Source organism: Anaerolineae bacterium, assembly GCA_013178165.1.
Taxonomy (GTDB): domain Bacteria; phylum Chloroflexota; class Anaerolineae; order Aggregatilineales; family Ch27; genus Ch27.
In genome coordinates this window covers 127,539-145,740 of record JABLXG010000023.1, presented here as the reverse complement: position 1 = coordinate 145,740, position 18,202 = coordinate 127,539, and the positions used below count along the sequence as shown (strand labels likewise).

Genomic DNA, 18,202 nt, shown 5'->3' with positions numbered 1-18,202 from the left:
AATAACGCCGGTACACGCGCTGGCGTTGCCAGTACATGCAGCACTCAGGCACGGGTCGGATGCAGGCGGTCGGTGGGCTTCAGGTGATGGTGGCGGACCAGCACCTGCCAGACGCGCAGCGCCGCTTCCAGCTGGATACGCAGGTCCATCTTGCTGCGGCCCAGCCGCCGCTCGGCAAAGTGGATCGGCACCTCGTAGATGGTGAAGCCCAGCCGCTCGATGATATAGGCCATTTCCGCCTGGAAAATGTAGCCGTTGGAGCGCACCCAGTGGAAATCGATCGCCTCCAGCACACGGCGGTTGAACACGCGGTAGCCGCCCGTGGCATCGTGGACACGGGTACGCAGGATCAGGTGGATGTAAACCCGGTTGGCCCACCAGCTCAACAGCTTGCGGTGCCAGCCCCAGGCGGTATCCAGCGTGCCGCCTGGCACATAGCGTGAGCCAACCACAACATCGTGCCCCGGCTCCAGAGCGCGGGCGATCATCTCCGGCAGTTTTTCCGGCGGGTGGGAAAAATCGCAGTCCAGCTGAGCGATCAGGTCGGCGCCAGCGGCTAGCGCCCTGGCGAAACCATCCTGGTAGGCGCGGCCCAGCCCTTCCTTGCGTGGGCGGTGAACCGGATGGACGCGGCCCGGATACTCCACCGCCAGCGCGTCGGCGATGGCACCTGTGCCATCGGGCGAGCTATCGTCCAGGATCATGATCTCCAGCCCCTCAACCGGCAGGGCCAGCACCGCCCGGACCATGCGGGCCAGATTCTCCGCCTCGTTGTAGGTGGGGATCAACACCATCACTCTGGTCATGACCGACTCCTTACGCCCGGTCCCGCATTGCACGGGCAGTATAGCCGGGGCGACGCTGTCCGGCAAGGCGTCAGCCTGTCGTCAGCCTGTCAGAACGGTTTGCGCCTATAATAAAAACAGGTAGCGGTGGCACCGGGCAAGCGTTTGCCGCTGCCCCGGCGGATATGCTGCCTCCTGACCGGTGAGGGAAAAGGATTCAGTTCATGGATACATTCGGGTTGCTGACTGTCCTGGCGTTCTTCGTTCTCGTGCTGCTGGGCCTGTTGATCGCGGCGGTGCGCATCGTGCAGGAGTACGAGCGCGGTGTGATCTTCCGGCTGGGGCGTATTGCCGGTCCGCCGCGCGGGCCGGGCCTCTTCCTGATCATCCCGTTCATTGACCAGATGGTCAAGGTGGACCTGCGTATCGTCACGATGGATATCCCACCGCAGGACTGCATCACCAAGGACAACGTGACCGTGCGCGTCAACGCGGTGGTCTACTTCCGCGTGATCGACCCCGTACGCTCCGTGGTCAACATCCGCAACTTCACCCAGGCCACCGCTCAGATCGCTCAGACCAGCCTGCGCAGCGTGGTCGGCCAGCGCGAACTGGACGAACTGTTGGCCAACCGGGAAGAAGTCAACCATGACCTGCAGCAGATCATCGACGAGCAGACCGATCCCTGGGGAGTCAAGGTCAGCATCGTCGAGGTCAAGGACGTGGAGCTACCGGAAGTGATGAAGCGGGCGATGGCCCGCCAGGCTGAGGCCGAGCGCGAGAAACGGGCCAAGATCATCCACGCCGAGGGCGAATTCCAGGCTGCCCAGCAACTGCTGGAGGCCGCCCAGTTAATCGCGAAGGAGCCATCCGCGCTGCAGCTGCGCTACCTGCAAACCCTGACTGAGATCAGCGTGGAAAAGAACTCGACGATCATCTTCCCGCTGCCGATCGACCTGCTGTCGCCATTGCTGGATATTCTCAGGTCGCAGGCGGGCAAGTCCAGGCCGCCGTCGACCGGGCCGACCTCCCAGGCATAAGCGTAGCGGGAGCGTCAGGCAAGCATCAGCTGGCCGTTAAGCAGATGATCGGTTGATCGGGGGATAATAGTAGAACACAGAAGATAACAACGCCTCCGGTGAGCGCTCTGGCTGCGGGGTGCAACGCCCGGTGTGGAGCGCTCAACCGGCGAGGTGCACCATCGGGACACGGATCAGACGGTAAGCTAAATGAGTTACAAGGAGTGTGTTGCGATGCGTCGCCTGATGTTTCTCCTGATCGCCCTGTCCCTGGCCCTGCCCTGGGCCGCCTGGGGGCCAGAGGTCGGCACCGCTGCGGCGGATACTGGGCGGGAGTGGACAGCCGAATACTTCAACAACCGCTTCCTGGCCGGTACGGCAATCTTCGTCCGGCTGGACAGCGCCATCGCCTTTGACTGGGGCGGGGGCAGCCCGGTACCGGGGATCATCCCGGAAGACAACTTCTCCGTGCGCTGGACTGGCCCGCAGCAGTTCGCCGGGGGGACATACACCTTCGTCGCCACAGCGGATGATGGTGTGCGCGTCTATGTCAACGACCAGATCGTGATCAACGCCTGGTACGACCAGATGCAGACGACCCACACCGGCCAGATCACACTTGCGCCAGGCACCTACTGGGTGCGCGTCGAGTACTACGAGGCTGGCGACCAGGCGTCGATCTTCCTGACCTGGCGTCCTGCCAACGCGCAGACCGCACCCGGCGGCTGGGCAGCCGAATACTACAACAACACCAACCTGCAGCCGCCACAGGCTGGCGGTCGCCTGGAACGCACGATCGACTACAACTGGGGCGGCGGTTCGCCCATCCCCGGCGTGATCAACCCGGACAACTTCAGCGCCCGCTGGTGGGGCTTCCCTGACCTGGAAGGCGGTCGCTACCGCTTTGTGGCCGGGGCCGACGATGGCGTACGTGTGTTTGTGGATGGGCAACTGGTCGTCGACGCCTGGGCTGCCGCACCCTACCGGGAAACCTCCGGCGTGATCGACCTGGCGGCGGGCGTGCATACTGTCAAGGTAGAGTACTTTGAGGCCGGCGACCAGGCCCGCATTGTGGTCTACTGGATCCGGGAAGGGGCCGGTACGATCACCGCGCCCAGTGCGGTGACAGCGATCATCAACACGCCGGTGCTGAACGTGCGGGCCGGGCCAGGTGTGGAGCATAACATCCTGACCCAGGTGCGCAGCGGCGAAACATACAGCGTCATCGGGCGCAATGCGGCGGGCACCTGGTACCAGATCAGCGCCAGCGGTTTCACCGGCTGGGTTAGCGGCTCTTACATCGCCCTGAGCGGTAACGCGGCGGCGCTGCCGGTCACCCAGGGCAGCAGCGCCCCTGCCAGCGTGAGCGGCGGCGTGCTCTTTGTCCAGTCCAACGCCAGCCTGCGCATCCGGCGCGGGCCAAGCACCAACACGGCCCGCATCGACGCCCTGAACATTGGCGAGCGGGCGCAGGTGATTGGCCGCACGACGGACTCCGGCTGGCTGCAAATCCGCAAGGATAACGGGACGACCGGCTGGGTTTCCGCGGCGTTTGTCACGCTGGTGGGCGATCTGCCGCTGACCAACGTCCCGATCACCGGCTGATCCCGGCAAGCTTCGCTGTCCAGCCAGCCCTGCGGCCAGGTCGGTCGCAGGGCTGGTTTTGCTACTGCCGGCGCCGGGTCAGCCCTGCCATTCCCTGGCTACCGCCATGAAGCGCCGCAGGATGTCCAGGTGCTGCTCCAGGCGGGTAAACCCCATCCCCATCGTGTTGACACAAACATGCGTCGCGCCCAGCGCCCGCCAACCGTCGATCTCGTTAGCCCAGTCCGCCTCCGGCGTCTGCCGGGCATTGATGCGGATGTCGATGCCAAAACTGGCCGGATCGCGTCCGGCAGCCTGCAGGTACTCGCGCAGCCGGGCGACCTGCTCGCGGCCCTGCGCCAGCGTTCGGGTATTGGAGATCCAGCCATCGCCCAGGCGAGCCATCCGCCGCAGGACGGCGTCGGCTTCGCCGCCGAACCAGATCGGGATCGGGCGCTGCACAGGCAGCGGGTTCAGTCCGGCGTCGCTGACGCGATGATCGCGCCCGGCAAAAGTGACCAGCGGCTCCGTCCACAGCCGACGCAGGAGCGCGACCTGCTCCTCGCTGCGGCGGCCCCGGGTGTGGAAGTCCTGGCCCAGCGCCTCGTACTCGACCGTATTCCAGCCGATGCCAATGCCCAGGCGCAACCGCCCGCCGGAAAGCACATCCAGCGCGGCGGCCTGCTTGGCCACCAGGGCCGTCTGGCGCTGCGGCAGGATCAGCACGCCGGTAGTGAATTCCAGGCGGGTGGTCAGGGCGGCCAGGTAAGCAAACAGGACAAACGGCTCATGGAAGGCGTCACGGTAGGTATACACGCCGCGCCACCCGCCGGGGCGCTCCGGATTGGCCCCCAGCACATGGTCGTAGGCCAGCAGGTAGTCATAACCGAGGCCCTCGGCGGTTTGCGCGTAGTCGCGGATGACGCCCGGATCCGTGCCGATCTCGGTCTGCGGGAAGACAACACCCAGTTTCACAGCTATTCCTCCCCTGATCAGGTAGGTACAGAATACGCCTGTCCTTCATTTTACTCGCGTTGATCGCCCCGTCACGCCTGCCGGTTGCGCCGGACAAGCCGGGCTACGCCTGTGCTGGCCTTCCGGTGAGCCGGTTTCGCCCTGATCAGGTTGCGGGACTGGCCGGGCTTGATTACACTGGCAGCATGACAGCCTACTCCAGGAATTGCAGGCAGGGGGTACGATGGCGCTTCCGTTTGAGCTGACCACTTTTCCCAGCGGTGCACTGGATATTATCCGCTACCTGGCCCGGCAGGATTCCTACGCGGCCTTTGACACTGAGATCATCGCCGCGCTGGGCCTCAGCGACCGCGCCTTTGGCAAGGCATTGCGCCGGCTGGTCACCCGCGAATACGTGGAGATGCAGTACGACGGCTCTTACGTGCTAACCCAGCTTGGCATCGAGGCAGCGGAAGCCATTGCCGCCCATGACGAAGAAGCTCTCCAGGAAGGCTTTGTAGAGGAGGGTGGGCTGGAGGAACTGGCGTCGCCTGACGAGGAGACTGCCCGTGTGGCCAGCTCGGCGGATACCTGGGAAGACACGGATGACAACCTGGCGGTCGATCTAGCGGCCATCGAGACAGTTGCCCGCCGTGCCCTGGTGATCGTGCCGTCGGCGCTGGCGGTTGGGCGGCCTGCCTTCCTGTTCGTGCGCGTCGATGAGCCAGCCGAACCGCTGCGCCACCCGCTGGATGTGGACGTGCTATTCCGGCTCAGCGGCGATCTGGACATCTTCCCCGACCAGAGCGATACCACCGCCCCGGCGGAAGGCCCCGCTGTGCCCGTACGCTTTGAGATCACGCCGCGCCGGGCCGGGAAGCTGCGCCTGACCATCGAGGCAGATCAGATCACGCGGCTGGATTTGCAGCCAGCAGGCCGGCTGCAATTGACGCTGACCGCCGTGGACGGGCCGCCGGCGGAGACCTTCCGCCTGCACACGTTTGATCTCACCCTGCAGCCGGGCCTGTGACGCCGGGCGGGTGTGGCTATCGCCAGAAGGCAGCCCGTCCCAGCCCCAGCGCGCCCAGACCCTGGTACCCCATGCAGACAATGGTGGCGTAGACGATCGCCTTCTGCCCGGCCACCTGAAGGAGCAGGCCCTGCGCCGAATCAAGCGCCGGGCCGTTGGTGAGCAGCCACAGGTACGCCCCCAGCAGGATGGCGAAGGTCAGGTAAGCGACTCCATAGCGGCGCGGATAGGCGGGGTGACGCAAGATCGCCACGCTGTAGAGGATCGCCGCTGCCGGGAAGGCACGGAAGGCCAGCAGCACACAGGCAATGTGCTGCTCCGGAAAGACATCCGCCGGAGTCCAGGCCACCCCTACGAACCCCGCCCCGGTCAGGATGCCCAGCACGGAACCGATCCCGCTCAGCGCCTGCAGGCCCGTCGATACCTGAAAGTCACGCAGAGTCGCCAGGAAGAACAGGATCAGGGATAGCCCGGCCACACTCAACGCGACGACAAACAGTGCCACCGAAAGCGTGTTGGGCACGCCGTTGTGGGCGTGTATCCGTCCCAGATCGCTGAAGAAGTTGGCGAAGAAAGCGTATCCCGGCGAGGCCGGGTCAACGTGCGTCCCGCCGGGGTAGGCCAGCATGGCCAGCGCCGTCAGGATCAGGAACTGGATCACCCCGAACAGGGTGAACCAGTAGACCCGCCGCCGCCAGCGGGACCGCCCGCTCGCTGCCGCCATAGTTTCATCTCCACTATGCCGGGCTACAGTTTCTTCTTGCCCGGTTCGTCGCTATCTTTCCGGGGCCGCCGGCCAAAGAGCATCCCGCCCATGGTGCCCAGCACGCTCGCCGTGGTTACGGACTCTTCGTCGCCCTTCTTCTCCCAGCGGTTGGCCCGCCGCTGGCCTTCCCATTCCTCGTAGCGGCTGGCTGCGTCGGCCAGCAGCGCCTCTAGGCCCAGCCCTTCGGCGTCCTCGCGCAGGCCGTCACGGATGGCGGTCAGGTTATCGATCAGGGCGGAAAGATGGCGGGCGGTGTTTTCCCGGTTGTACTGCAGCAGCGCCCATAGCGAGTCGGGGTGCTGGTAGCGCAGCAGGCTGGTCTGCAGGCCAAAGGCCGGGTTAGCCAGCCGGCGCAGATCGCTCCAGCCAGAGGAACGGATCAGGGTCTGGAAGAGGGCCAGGCTGAGCGCCGCCGGGAGGCCCTCCATCGCCGCGATCAGACCGTCATGCTCGTCGGGGTCCATGAAGTGCACGTCCGCGCCGACGATGCGGGCGACCTCAGCGGCCAGGTCGACAGCCTCCGCCGGGCAGTCAGCGGCAGGGGTCACGATGAACGTCCCGCCATCGAACAGATCGGCCCGCGCGGCTTCTACTTCGCTGTTGGCTTCGAAGAGCACGTCGGGGTTGAGGATGGGCGTCACGCCGACCAGATAGGCGGCTGCCTCGGCGTCGGCAGGCAGCGTCTCCGCAGCCCAGCGGATCGACGGGCGTTTGAGCGGGGAGAAGTCCAGGATGACTGTACCAGGGTTGAGCGCCGGGCCAACCGCCTGATACAGCTTTTCAACCCGGTAGTAATGCTCAGCCAGAATCACGATATGCGCTCCGGCCACCGCCTCGACCGGCCCGCGCGCGCTAGAGTCGATCGCGCCGGCGCTCCGGGCATGTTTGACGTTGTAATCGCGCTCGTCATGCCCGACGATGGTGAACGTGTGGCGGGCTTCCTTGCCCTGCATGTAGCGCTTCAGGGCCAGCCCAAAGGATGCGCCAGTGCGTTCCAGCCCCAGGATGGCGACTTTGACCTCAGCCATGCGTGTGTTCCTTCCCTCAGTGTCAGTCTGTTTTGCTTGCCTGTGTCAGGGCATACTCTACCGCAAAAATGCGCCCCCTGCCCGCCTGTTCAGGCCGCGACAGCCGCCTGTACCAGCCCGAACAGCCCCATGCCAGCGAACCGTCGTGCAGGGTCAGGTACCGTTTTTCCAGGTCTTGCGCCGTCAGATGCTCAATCAGCACAAGCGGTCATCGTTTTACCCTCCCCCAGCTGGCGCAACAGCTCAGCTATCCACAGCATACAGCGGCCCCGGGCAACTGGCGATTTAGAATGGCGCAGGGTACAGGATCAGTTGCGGTCGTCGGCGCGTTGCAGGGCCAGCAGCAGGCGTTCGATCTCGGTGCGCGGCGGGTCGGGGATGGCCTCCTGGTGACGGCGGGCCAGCTCGATGGCCCGGGCGCTGCTGCCCGCCTCAGCCAGCAGCCGGGCCGACCATTCCGGATGGCGGACGCTGATGGCGAATGGCCGCCGCCAGCCGTGTGGCTCGGCCTCCCCGCCCAGGCGGGTCAGCAGACCGGGAGCCAGCCGCCCGACCAGGACAACCAGCACGCGCTCCGGCAACCAGAAGGGGGCGATCGTCTTGCCAACATCATGCAGCAGCGCGGCAACCAGCAGATCGGGGTCGCTTTCCCCCGCGGCCTGCACCGCACGTAGCACGTTGAGGCTGTGCAGTTGCTCGCTGCGGCGCAGGCGGCGGAACAGGGCCAGCTGCGCCGGGGAAAGCACTGCCTCCGCCAGGGCCAGATCAACCGGCTGCGACCAGGAGAACAGGGCGCGCAGTCCCTGTTGCAGGCGCGTCCGGGCGGTCATGGCGACTCTCCCCGATCGGTCATGTTCACTCGTGTTGCTCCCGGCGCTGCGTCCTCCCGCGAAATCGCCGGGATTATACCACAGCGCCGGAGACCGGGAGGCCGCCCGCAGCACAGGCTTTTGCTCACTTGCTCACGCCCTATTCCCCCTCTTCAGGCGGCGCAGCCTGATTCCGACGTCTTTTGTCCACGCTGCTGCCGGGCGAAACATGCTATACTGGATATAGTTCGCCAGCATAGCAGTTCCTCCATTCCCCCGGTGCGAACGCGAGAGATGCAGTGTCCGGGTGGCGACCCTTTGCGCTGGCGTATCTGCCCTTATTCCGCCCTTCCATTCCCTCCCCTGTGTCGCCCCCGGCCAACCGAAAGGATTCGTCGATGCCTGAACCCGCCAAGCCTGGCTATTCGTGCGTCACGCCCGCGCGCGGCCCGCTCGCCGCGCCTGAGGCTACCGGCGCACCAACAGCCCAGGCCGTACCTGAGGAGAAGAACACCGTGCAAGCAAGAGTTGGCAAACCCGCACCTGATTTTGAAGCTACCGCCTATCAGGCGGGCGGCTTCAAGACCGTCAAGCTGTCCGACTACAAGGGACAGTGGATCATCCTCTGCTTTTACCCCGGCGATTTCACCTTTGTCTGACCGACCGAACTGTCGGCAGTTGCCGTCAAATACCCTGAACTGCAGGCTCTGGGCGTTCAGGTGCTTTCGGTCAGCACAGACAGCCACTTCACCCACAAGATCTGGCAGGAACAGGAACTGAGTAAGATGGTCGAGGGTGGCGTGCCCTGGCCGATGCTCTCCGATTCCGGTGGTCGGATCGGGACACTCTACGGCGTCTATGACGAGAACGCCGGCGTGGACATCCGCGGGCGTTTCCTGATCGACCCTGACTTCGTCATTCAGGCGATGGAAGTGATGACTCCGCCAGTGGGACGCAACGTCATGGAACTGATCCGCCAGGTGCAGGCCTACCAGCACAACCGCGCCACCGGTGAGGTCCTCCCGGCAGGCTGGCGCCCCGGCAAGACCACGCTCAAGCCCGGCCCGGCGCTGGTGGGCAAGGTATGGGAAGTCTGGGACCCGAAGAAAGAAATGGGCGAAGGCTAAGCGCCTGCTGACTTACGAACGCCATGCAGTGGGCGGGGAGCAGGACGCTTCCCGCCCGCTGCTGTAACTGTACAGGCCACTACCTGCCCAGGAAGATCGCGGCGATCCCCTGTGGACCGATCAGCGCCTGGGTGAGCTGGATCGTCGGCTCGCCGATGATCGCGCCCAGGATGTTCACCCCCGGCATGAGGAATGAGGCGAAGATCAGGCCGAACAGCAGCAACATCCCAAACTGATTCTGAAAGTTATCGTAGGCGTATTGCTGGCGGGGCGGGATGAACATCCCCAGGATGTAGCGCCCGTCCAGCGGCCCCAGCGGCACCAGGTTGAAAAAGAACAGCAGCACATTCCACCACACCAGGTCAAAAAGGACCCGGCCAAAACCGGGCAGTACACGGGCCAGGTTCGGGTCTCGTAGCGGGTCAAGCAGATCGGGCACGGTGAACGCGATCAGGCGGATGAAGAAGGCGGCGATCACGGCCACGATCAGGTTGCCAACCGGCCCGGCCAGCACGGCGATCCCGAAGCGCTGCTGGCGACTGAGGTTGACCGCCCAGCCCGCCCGGGGATAGCTCATCCGCCCCGGGCTGACCGGCGCCGTCCCCAGCACGCCGAAGCCCACCACCACGAACATCAACAGGCCCGGCCAGTAGATGTGCCTGCGCGGGTCGAGCGTCAGCTTGCCCTCATAGGCAGGGGTGTTATCGCCCATCAGGTAGCCCACGTAGTTGTGGCCGTACTCGTGCAGCGTCGTGCCGATCAATAGCGCGATCAGGCGGCTGATCAGCACGGCCAGGGTCAGTTCTGCAAACATACGGTCATCCTCCCCGCGTCTCAGGCCTGGCAAAAACCGGGCTGGCGGCGATTATACCATTTACCCTGCCCCGGCGCGGCGCTTGCCACCGGCCCGCCCAACGGGCATAATCCTCCTCAGCACTGGCGATCATCCGGACAGGCAACGATGGCCAAACCCACCCCCACCTATTACATCCTGCACGGGGAAGACCTCTTTACGCTGGAGGAGGAGGTCGCCGCCATGCGGGCACGCATGGGCGCCGACCCCGCCACCGCCGACCTCAATACGACCACCTTTGACGGCAAGACGGCCACGCTCGCCGATGTCCTCAACGCGGTATCGGCCCTGCCGTTCCTCAGCGACCGACGGCTGGCCATCGTCAATGGCTGGCTCTCCTACCTGGCGCAGACATCCGGCGGCAAGGCCACGCTGGAAGCGCTGGTGGCCCAGCTGCCCGGCCTGCCAGACTGGGCACGGCTGGTCTTTGTGGAGCGGGAGACGCTGAGCGAAAACCACCCGGTGCTCAGGCTGGCCCGTAGCGATCCGCGCGGCTATGTCAAAGCCTTCCGCCGTCCTGCCCTCAACGAAGTCGGCCCCTGGATCCAGGCCCGCGCCGCCCATTACGGCGTCAGCATCGAGGCGGAGGCGCGGGACGCGCTGGTCGCCCTGGTGCGCGGCGACCAGTTCAGCGCCGACCTGACCAAAGCCGACAACGAACTATTCAAGCTGGCGGCCTATGTGGGCGAAGGGGGCGTGATCACCCGCGATCATATCGCCGCGGTGACCGCCTATGTGCCGGAGGAAAGCGTCTTCCCGATGGTGGACGCGCTGGGCCGCCGCGACGGCCCGACGGCCACCCGGTTGTTGCTGCGCCTGCTCAAGGATACTGACGCGCTCAACCTGTTCAGCCTGATCATCCGCCAGTTCCGTCTGTTGCTACAGGCGCGGGAACACCTGGAATCCGGCGGTGGGCCCGGCCCGGCCCTGGCGCGGGCACTGCGCGTGCAGAATTTCGTCGCCGCCAAACTGGAAGAGCAAAGCCGCCGTTTTACACTGGACGGACTGGAGCAAACCTACCGCCACCTGCTCGACCTCGACCGGCGGATCAAGACCGGGCAGATCGCACCGGAACTGGCGCTGGCCATGCTGGTAGCGGGCCTGTGCGACTAACAAAAATAGCGCCGGAATGTATTCCGACGCTACACAGGTAACGTTGAAACCATCGAAGCCTGATCGCTCTACTTCTCCCCGGCCAGGCGCGGGTCAAGTGCATCGCGCAAGCCATCCCCCAGGAAGTTGAAGGCCAGTGTGGTCAGCGACAGGGCAAAGGCCGGGACGAGCAACAAATGCGTCCGGAAGCGGATGGCGCCTTCGTTGATCGCGTCGGTGATCAGCGCGCCCCAGCTTGGCGTTGGCGGGTTCACGCCCAGCCCCAGGAAGCTCAGGAAAGACTCGGTGAAGATATAGCCCGGAATCGCCATCGCTTCCGAGACGATCAGCGGCCCGATGATGTTCGGCAGCAGGTGGGTGAAGATGATCCGCCCATCCCGCGCCCCGATGGAACGCGCCGCTTCTACAAATTCCTTCTGTTTATAAGCCAGCACCTGCCCGCGGGCCAGCCGGGCCATGCCGATCCAGCTCAGGATGCCCAGGGCGATAAACAGGAAGAACAGCCCGCCCATCGCCTGGTCGATCTGCACCATAGTCTGACCCAACCCGCCGATCTCCCCCGCTCGCTCACGCACCCCGCGGAAGTAAACCTGCATGATAATGATCAGCGGCAGGGTGGGGATGCCGTACAGGAAGTCGACAAAGCGCATCATCAGGTTATCGACTCGCCCGCCGTAGTAGCCGGAGATCACGCCGTAGACGATGCCAATCATCAGCGACACCGACGAGCCGACCACGCCAACCAGCAGGGAAATGCGTGTACCGTAGATAGTACGGCTCAACAGGTCGCGCCCCAGCCGATCCGTCCCGAACAGGAAGCAGAACTGAATCGGGTCCGGCACGCCATCGCCATCCTTGTCGCCGTCCACCGCGCAGGAAAGCGGCGCGGCCAGGCTGGAGCCGCGATGCTGATGGGCGTAGTGATCCAGCCAGCCCCACTGCACCATCAGGTCAGCCGTCAGGGCGATGATCACCAGCCCACCAATGATCACCATGGCCGCGATCGCCGCCCGGTTGCGGAACAGGCGATACATGGAATCCTGAAAGAGCGAGCGCGATTTGTAGTGTAGCTCTTCGCCCAGTTGAACGGGCTTGGCCCTCTCCGCCACAGCCATAGCGTGTAGCTCCTTGTCCTGCCCGGACGACCGCAGTCCGCCCCGGGATCGATGTGGTGAGTGACGGGCGGGGTATTCCCGCCAGCAGGTCGCGGCCCGCGCCTAATCGAAGCGGATACGCGGATCTAGCCAGGTATACATCACATCCACCAGGATGTTACCGGCAACCAGAAAGACCGAATACACGATCGTCACGCCAACCAGCAGGTTGTAGTCACGGCTGGCGACGCTGCTGACGAACTCCCCGCCGATGCCGGGGATGTTGAAGATACGCTCGATGATGAACGACCCGGTCAGCACGGCAGCCAGCAGCGGCCCCAGGATGGTGGCAACCGGGATCAGGGCATTCTTAAGGGCATGGCCGTAGATTACCGTGCGCTCCTTGAGGCCCTTGGCGCGGGCCGTGCGGATGTAGTCCTCGCGCAACACCTGCAGCAGGCTGGCCCGCGTCAGCCGGGCGATACCAGCCATCATCCCCGTCCCCAGGGTGAACACCGGCAGGATAGCCAGGCTGACATACTCCCAGGAGAAGATCACCGCCGGGTTGCGAATCGTGCTGCGCCAGATGCCATTGACATCAGCAACCGGCAACCAGTTCAGCGATACGGCGAAGATGATGATCAGCAGCGGCCCCAGCACCAGGTTGGGGATGGAAGTGCCCAGCACAGCCAGGAAGGTAGCGCCGTAATCGACAATAGTGTTGTGGTATAGGGCGGCCAGCACCCCCAGCGGGATGCCCAGCGCAAAGCCCAGGATCACCGAAAAGACGCCCACCTGCATCGAGACAGGCAGGCCACGCCCGATGATCTCGCTGACCGGCTCGCCCAGCGATGAGCGCCCCAGCGATGGCCCGAAGTCCAGCCGGGCCAGGCTGGCCAGGTAACGGATAAACTGGGTCATCAGCGGCTGGTCCAGCCCATACTGGCGGTTGAGGCCATCGATCACTGCCTGCGGCACCCGTCGCCCTTCGCCAACCATGTCAAACGGCCCACCCGGCGTCGCCCGGATCACCGCAAAAGACACGAAGATGATCAGGAGCAGGACGGGCAGGGCCATGATGATGCGCCGGATCAGGAACTTGCCCATGCTCATGGCGCGTTACCCTCCTCTACTTATTCGACTGCTTTGACGTTATCCGCCGGCACCCAGCCATCCAGGATGCAGCTCACCTTGTAGTAAATCCTGCCGTCGGGACCCTGGGCAACATCCAGCACGGGGGCCTTCTGGCCGGGGAAGCACCCGCCGCCCATCACCCGGTTGTTGCGCTGGTCGGGTTCTGGCTGGTTGGTCTGAGCGATGGTGAACACGCCGGTCGCCACGATCTCCACCGTGTCACCGATGGCAAACTCTGCCTCAGTGTCCATCGGGATGGGGGTAGGGGTGGGGGTGGGGGTTGCCGTGCGCGGGATGATCCATTCCTGGTCGGAATTACAGGCCAGGGCCGCCAGGCTGAGCATACCAACGAACAGCAGGAGGGCCAGGAGCGTACGTCTATCCATCAGCCGTTGGTTCTCCCTTGGTTTTTCATCTCAAAAGCCTTCCGGAATCTCAGGCAAGGGCTACGCCCCCGCCTGATGCCTGCCTGACCTGTCCTGGCGCCAGCGTGTTGCCGTCCGCTTGACCTGCCGGATGCCGGAGAATCGCGAACCTGATCGCGGCGGCCCCGCCTCGATCAGGTTCGCTGCCGGTGATACGAGCCGGCCCGCGTCCCTGCGGGCGATCCGGCCGGCGTGCTCCACTGGCGCTACTGCCCGGCTGTTCCTTCAGCATCCGCCCCTGTCCAGCGGGTAGATGGATAGCCGGTTTGCCTACGGTACTGCTCAACCCACGCGGTAGCAGGCTACCCAGTGCTCCGGCAGGACCTCTACCAGCTGGGGGTCCTCGGTGTGGCAGACATCGACCGCCACCGGGCAGCGGGTGTTGAAGTTGCAGCCCTTGGGCGGGTTGATCGGCGTCGGCACGTCACCCTTGAGAATGATCCGCTTGCGCTGAGCCTCGACCTCTGGATCGGGCACCGGCACAGCGGAAAGCAGGGCCTGGGTATAGGGATGCAGCGGATTGGTGTACAGCTCTTCCGTCTCCGCGATTTCCACGATTCGCCCCAGGTACATCACGGCCACGCGGTCGCAGATGTGGCGCACCATGCTCAGGTCGTGGGCGATGAACAGGTAGGTCAACCCCAGGTCATGCTGCAGGTCTTCCAGCAGGTTAACCACCTGCGCCTGAATGGAAACGTCGAGGGCCGAGATCGGCTCGTCGCAGACGATAAACGACGGTTCCAGCGCCAGGGCGCGGGCGATGCCAATACGCTGCCGCTGCCCACCGGAAAATTCGTGCGGGTAGCGGTTGATGAAGTAGGGGTTCAGCCCCACCTTCTCCATCAGGTACTCGACCCGTTCCTGGCGTTCCTTGTTGCTGTTGCCCACATTGTGGACCTGCAGCGGCTCAGCGATGATCCGGCCAACGGTCATGCGCGGGTTGAGGGAGGCGTAGGGGTCCTGGAAGATCATCTGCATGCGGCGGCGCATCCTGCGCAGGTCTTCGCCCTTGAGCTGCTCCAGCTTGATACCCTCAAACTCGACCGTCCCGGCGGTCGGGCGGTAGAGCTGCAGGATGGTCCGGCCCGCGGTGCTCTTGCCGCAACCGGATTCACCTACCAGGCCAAGCGTCTCCCCTTTGTAAATGTGGAAGCTGATATCATCCACGGCCATGACATCGCCGACATGGCGCTGGATGACAATGCCGGAAGTGATGGGGAAGTATTTCTTCAGCCCCTCAACCCGGACGAGGATTTCTTTCTTCTTCGCGGCGCTGGCGCCGTCCCCTTTAGTGGCAGTTACAGCGGCAGTAGCGGTCATCGAGTTGGTTCTCCCTCACGCACATCGACCCAGCAGGCCACCGTATGGCCCGGGAAGGCGTCCTTGGCCGGTTCCAGCGACGGATTTTCCTGCAAGCACCTCTCCACCCGGTAGATGCAGCGCGGGGCGAAGGGGCAGCCTTTCGGCTCGACGCGCAGATCGGGCGGGGCGCCTTCGATGGAGAAGAGCTTGCCGCCCTTGCGGTCCAGGCGCGGCAGCGACCCCAGCAGGCCGAGGGTATAGGGGTGGCGGGTATCCTTGAAAATCTCGCGGTTGGGACCGCGCTCCACGATATAGCCGGCGTACATCACCTGCACGGTATCGGCCAGGCCGGCCACCACGCCCAGGTCATGGGTGATCCAGATCATGGCCATGCCGATCTTGTCCCGTAGACGGCGGACCAGATCCAGAATCTGGGCCTGAATGGTCACGTCGAGGGCGGTGGTCGGTTCGTCAGCGATCAGGAGCTGGGGGTTGCAGGAAAGCGCCATGGCGATCATCGCCCGCTGGCGCATACCGCCGGAGAACTGGTGCGGGTAATCGTCCAGCCGTTTGGCGGCGCTGGGGATGCCCACCATAGCCAGCAGTTCGGCTGCGCGTTCGCGGGCCTGCTGATTGTCCATCCCCAGGTGTAGCTTCAGCGCCTCAGTGATCTGATAGCCGATGGTCAGCACCGGGTTGAGGGATGTCATCGGGTCCTGGAAGACCATGGCGATCTCCGACCCGCGCAGCAGGCGCATTTCTTCCGAAGACAGCTTCATCAGGTCCCGCCCGCGGAAGATCACGGCGTCAGCCTTGACCTCTCCCGGCGGCTGGGGAATCAGCCCCATGATTGAGAGCGCATGAACGCTCTTGCCGCAGCCGCTTTCTCCCACAACGCCCAGGGTTTCGCCCTCATTCAGCGTGTAGGAGATGCCGTTTACAGCGTGGACCGTCCCCTCCTGAGTATGGAATTTGGTTTTGAGGTTCTTGACCTCCATTAGAATGGTCAAGTGCGGCTCTCCTTATATCCATAAGTGCGATACTCCGGCGTTGACCGGGTATTTTAATTGAAAGACAAAAAATCTGCCAAGTCTTTGCTTAGCAGTTTTTGACCCTCTGGGCTGGCCACCGGGCACAGGCCCCCTGCCCGGTGCATCGGGAGATGTGGCAACAGGGTTGTGCTGATCCCCGTGGCAGCAACATGTATAGTATCCACCCCGGCGCAAATTGCCAAGCTTTACCTGACAAATTTCTGTGAAAAATAGCCGATTTGCTCTGATCCATATCACAAGCGCGGCCTGCATTGCCAGAGCAAACCATCAGAATCGTTTTGTAGCCTTTGACCGGCAGAGCAACAGGATTCCCTGCACTGGACAATCGCCCTCCGACCGGCTAACATCAGGGACTGCTGAAGTCCTGAGACGGAGCGACTCATGAACCTGGCATCCAGACGCGTCCTGGTCACCGGCGCGGGCGGGTTTGTCGGCAGCCATCTGGTGGAACGGCTGCTGGACGCCGGGGCCGAAGTGCGCTGTTTTATCCGTTACAACTCCGAGAACCGCTACGGCATGTTGCAGGACCTGCCCGCCGAGCGGCTGGCAGCGCTGGAGATCATCGCTGGCGACCTGCGCGACGCGGAAGCCGTCCGCCAGGCCGCCGAGGGCGTGGACGCCATCTTTCACCTTGGCGCCCTGATCGCCATCCCCTACTCCTACCTCCACCCGCGCGAGGTGATCGAGACCAATGTGCTGGGCACGCTCAACGTGCTGGTCGCCGCCCGCGACCTGGGCGTAGGCCGTGTCGTCCATACCTCTACCAGCGAGGTCTACGGCACGGCGCAGTACGTCCCGATCGACGAGAAGCACCCGCTGCAGGGGCAGTCGCCCTATTCCGCCAGCAAGATCGCCGCTGACAAAATCGTGGAGAGCTTCCATGCTTCCTTTGATCTGCCCGTTGTGACCATCCGCCCGTTCAACATCTTCGGGCCGCGCCAGTCAGCGCGGGCGGTTATCCCCACCATCATCACCCAGGCGCTCACGGCGGACGCGGTGCGGCTTGGTGCGGTCAGCCCCACCCGCGACTTCACTTTCGTGCGCGATACCGCCGGCGCTTACCTCTGCGCCGTGGAGAACGACGCGGCGATCGGCGGCGTGTTCAACATCGGCAGCGGCTTTGAGATCAGTATCGGCGACCTGGCCCGCACGATCATCCGCCTGGTGGGCCGCGATGTCCCCCTGATCACCGATGAGGAGGAACGCCTGCGCCCCGACCGGAGCGAGGTGCGCCGCCTGTGGGCCGACAGCACGCTGGCCCGCGAGGTGCTTGGCTGGACGCCGGGCACACCCTTTGAGGATGGGCTGCGGGCAACCATCGCCTGGATCGCCGGCCATCTGGATCGCTACAAACCGGGGTATACCATCTGATGAAGGCTGTGATTCTGGCCGGGGGCAAAGGCACCCGGCTCGCCCCCTATACCACTGTTTTCCCCAAACCGCTGGTCCCGCTGGGCCACCGCCCGATTCTGGATATCATTGTGCGCCAGCTCGCTTACTATGGCTTCACCGATATCGTGTTGACCGTTGGCTACCTGGCCGAGTTGATCCAGGCCTATTTCCAGACGGCTAACGAGGGTCTACCTGGTGTCCACCTGACCTATGTCAAAGAGCGCGAGCCGCTTGGTACCGCGGGGTCGCTTGGCCTGGTCGAGGGATTGGAGGAGACCTTCCTGGTGATGAACGGCGACGTACTGACCTCGCTCAACTACGCAGACATGGTCGCCTTCCACCGGGCCAATGGCAACGCTCTGACCATCGGCATCTACGACAAGGCCATCCCGATCGACCTGGGCGTGATCGAGCTGGACTCCGCCGGGAATGTGATCGGCTACCTGGAAAAGCCGGTCAAGCACTACCCGATCAGCATGGGCATTTATGTCTATGAGCCAGCGGTCCTGCGCTACATCATCCGCGGGGAGCACCTGGACTTCCCGGAGCTGGTGGCCCGTCTGCTGGCCGCCGGGGAACGGGTGATGGGCTACACCTGCACAGAATACTGGCTGGACATCGGCAACCCCGGTGATTACCAGCGCGCTCAGGAGCAGTTCGAGCGCATGCCGGAGAAGTTCCTGCCCGGCGGCTAGGGGCGCTGGCAGCAACATGCGCGGGGAAGAGAACGCTGGG

18 protein-coding genes are annotated in these 18,202 nt (G+C 64.2%); 7 read left to right on the top strand and 11 right to left on the bottom strand.

Annotated features, from left to right (window positions below; genetic code table 11):
- Positions 1-44 precede the first annotated feature (44 nt).
- Positions 45-806: a polyprenol monophosphomannose synthase gene (locus HPY64_13445; GenBank protein NPV68141.1), complete on the bottom strand. Its 762-nt coding sequence runs from the start codon at positions 804-806 to the stop codon at positions 45-47.
- Positions 807-1,009: 203 nt separating this feature from the next.
- Here HPY64_13445 and HPY64_13440 point away from each other — a divergent pair, with 203 nt between their 5' ends.
- Together HPY64_13440 and HPY64_13435 are read left to right on the top strand one after the other, a co-directional pair.
- The gene (locus HPY64_13440) at positions 1,010-1,825 is read left to right on the top strand and encodes a slipin family protein (protein NPV68140.1); all 816 of its coding nucleotides are present in this window, start codon (positions 1,010-1,012) and stop codon (positions 1,823-1,825) included.
- A 213-nt stretch (positions 1,826-2,038) separates the two neighbouring features.
- Entirely contained in the window at positions 2,039-3,409 is a 1,371-nt protein-coding gene (locus tag HPY64_13435) for an SH3 domain-containing protein (protein ID NPV68139.1), read from the top strand.
- Between the two features lie 78 nt (positions 3,410-3,487).
- Here the strand turns inward: HPY64_13435 and HPY64_13430 are convergent, their stop codons facing one another.
- Entirely contained in the window at positions 3,488-4,363 is an 876-nt protein-coding gene (locus HPY64_13430; protein ID NPV68138.1) for an LLM class F420-dependent oxidoreductase, read from the bottom strand.
- Positions 4,364-4,586: 223 nt separating this feature from the next.
- Here HPY64_13430 and HPY64_13425 point away from each other — a divergent pair, with 223 nt between their 5' ends.
- A complete protein-coding gene (locus HPY64_13425; GenBank protein ID NPV68137.1) occupies positions 4,587-5,372 on the top strand; it encodes a hypothetical protein in 786 nt (261 codons plus the stop codon).
- A 16-nt stretch (positions 5,373-5,388) separates the two neighbouring features.
- Here the strand turns inward: HPY64_13425 and HPY64_13420 are convergent, their stop codons facing one another.
- The 3 genes from HPY64_13420 to HPY64_13410 all read right to left on the bottom strand — a co-directional run bounded on the left by HPY64_13420 (position 5,389) and on the right by HPY64_13410 (position 7,996).
- Positions 5,389-6,096: a hypothetical protein gene (locus HPY64_13420; GenBank protein NPV68136.1), complete on the bottom strand. Its 708-nt coding sequence runs from the start codon at positions 6,094-6,096 to the stop codon at positions 5,389-5,391.
- A 23-nt stretch (positions 6,097-6,119) separates the two neighbouring features.
- Entirely contained in the window at positions 6,120-7,166 is a 1,047-nt protein-coding gene (locus tag HPY64_13415; protein NPV68135.1) for a prephenate dehydrogenase, read from the bottom strand.
- A 308-nt stretch (positions 7,167-7,474) separates the two neighbouring features.
- Entirely contained in the window at positions 7,475-7,996 is a 522-nt protein-coding gene (locus tag HPY64_13410; GenBank protein NPV68134.1) for an HD domain-containing protein, read from the bottom strand.
- A 377-nt stretch (positions 7,997-8,373) separates the two neighbouring features.
- Here HPY64_13410 and HPY64_13405 point away from each other — a divergent pair, with 377 nt between their 5' ends.
- Positions 8,374-9,102, top strand: a complete 729-nt coding sequence (locus HPY64_13405) for a peroxiredoxin (GenBank protein NPV68133.1) — start codon at positions 8,374-8,376, stop codon at positions 9,100-9,102.
- Positions 9,103-9,181: 79 nt separating this feature from the next.
- Here the strand turns inward: HPY64_13405 and HPY64_13400 are convergent, their stop codons facing one another.
- Positions 9,182-9,916: a site-2 protease family protein gene (locus HPY64_13400; protein ID NPV68132.1), complete on the bottom strand. Its 735-nt coding sequence runs from the start codon at positions 9,914-9,916 to the stop codon at positions 9,182-9,184.
- 147 nt (positions 9,917-10,063) lie between these two features.
- Between HPY64_13400 and holA the strand changes: the two genes are divergently transcribed.
- The gene (gene holA / locus HPY64_13395; protein ID NPV68131.1) at positions 10,064-11,068 is read left to right on the top strand and encodes a DNA polymerase III subunit delta; all 1,005 of its coding nucleotides are present in this window, start codon (positions 10,064-10,066) and stop codon (positions 11,066-11,068) included.
- Between the two features lie 68 nt (positions 11,069-11,136).
- Here the strand turns inward: holA and HPY64_13390 are convergent, their stop codons facing one another.
- The 5 genes from HPY64_13390 to HPY64_13370 all read right to left on the bottom strand — a co-directional run bounded on the left by HPY64_13390 (position 11,137) and on the right by HPY64_13370 (position 16,033).
- Positions 11,137-12,183, bottom strand: coding sequence for an ABC transporter permease (locus tag HPY64_13390; protein ID NPV68130.1), 1,047 nt, complete (start codon positions 12,181-12,183; stop codon positions 11,137-11,139).
- Between the two features lie 102 nt (positions 12,184-12,285).
- Positions 12,286-13,269 carry an ABC transporter permease gene (locus HPY64_13385; protein NPV68129.1) on the bottom strand — a complete coding sequence of 328 codons (984 nt, stop codon included), beginning with the start codon at positions 13,267-13,269 and terminating at the stop codon, positions 12,286-12,288.
- A gap of 26 nt (positions 13,270-13,295) precedes the next feature.
- Positions 13,296-13,682 (bottom strand): hypothetical protein, encoded by a 387-nt coding sequence (locus HPY64_13380; protein ID NPV68128.1) that lies wholly within the window; start codon positions 13,680-13,682, stop codon positions 13,296-13,298.
- 321 nt (positions 13,683-14,003) lie between these two features.
- Complete coding sequence (locus HPY64_13375; protein NPV68127.1) at positions 14,004-15,041, bottom strand: dipeptide ABC transporter ATP-binding protein; 1,038 nt, start codon at positions 15,039-15,041, stop codon at positions 14,004-14,006.
- On the bottom strand, positions 15,038-16,033 hold the full coding sequence (locus tag HPY64_13370) for an ABC transporter ATP-binding protein (protein ID NPV68126.1): 996 nt from the start codon (positions 16,031-16,033) through the stop codon (positions 15,038-15,040). Before HPY64_13370 ends, HPY64_13375 begins: the two co-directional genes overlap by 4 nt.
- Before the next feature lie 423 nt (positions 16,034-16,456).
- Between HPY64_13370 and HPY64_13365 the strand changes: the two genes are divergently transcribed.
- Together HPY64_13365 and HPY64_13360 are read left to right on the top strand one after the other, a co-directional pair.
- Complete coding sequence (locus HPY64_13365; protein NPV68125.1) at positions 16,457-17,446, top strand: SDR family NAD(P)-dependent oxidoreductase; 990 nt, start codon at positions 16,457-16,459, stop codon at positions 17,444-17,446.
- Complete coding sequence (locus HPY64_13360; GenBank protein ID NPV68124.1) at positions 17,446-18,162, top strand: NTP transferase domain-containing protein; 717 nt, start codon at positions 17,446-17,448, stop codon at positions 18,160-18,162. The genes HPY64_13365 and HPY64_13360 overlap by 1 nt, the downstream gene beginning before the upstream one ends.
- Positions 18,163-18,202: the final 40 nt, after the last annotated feature.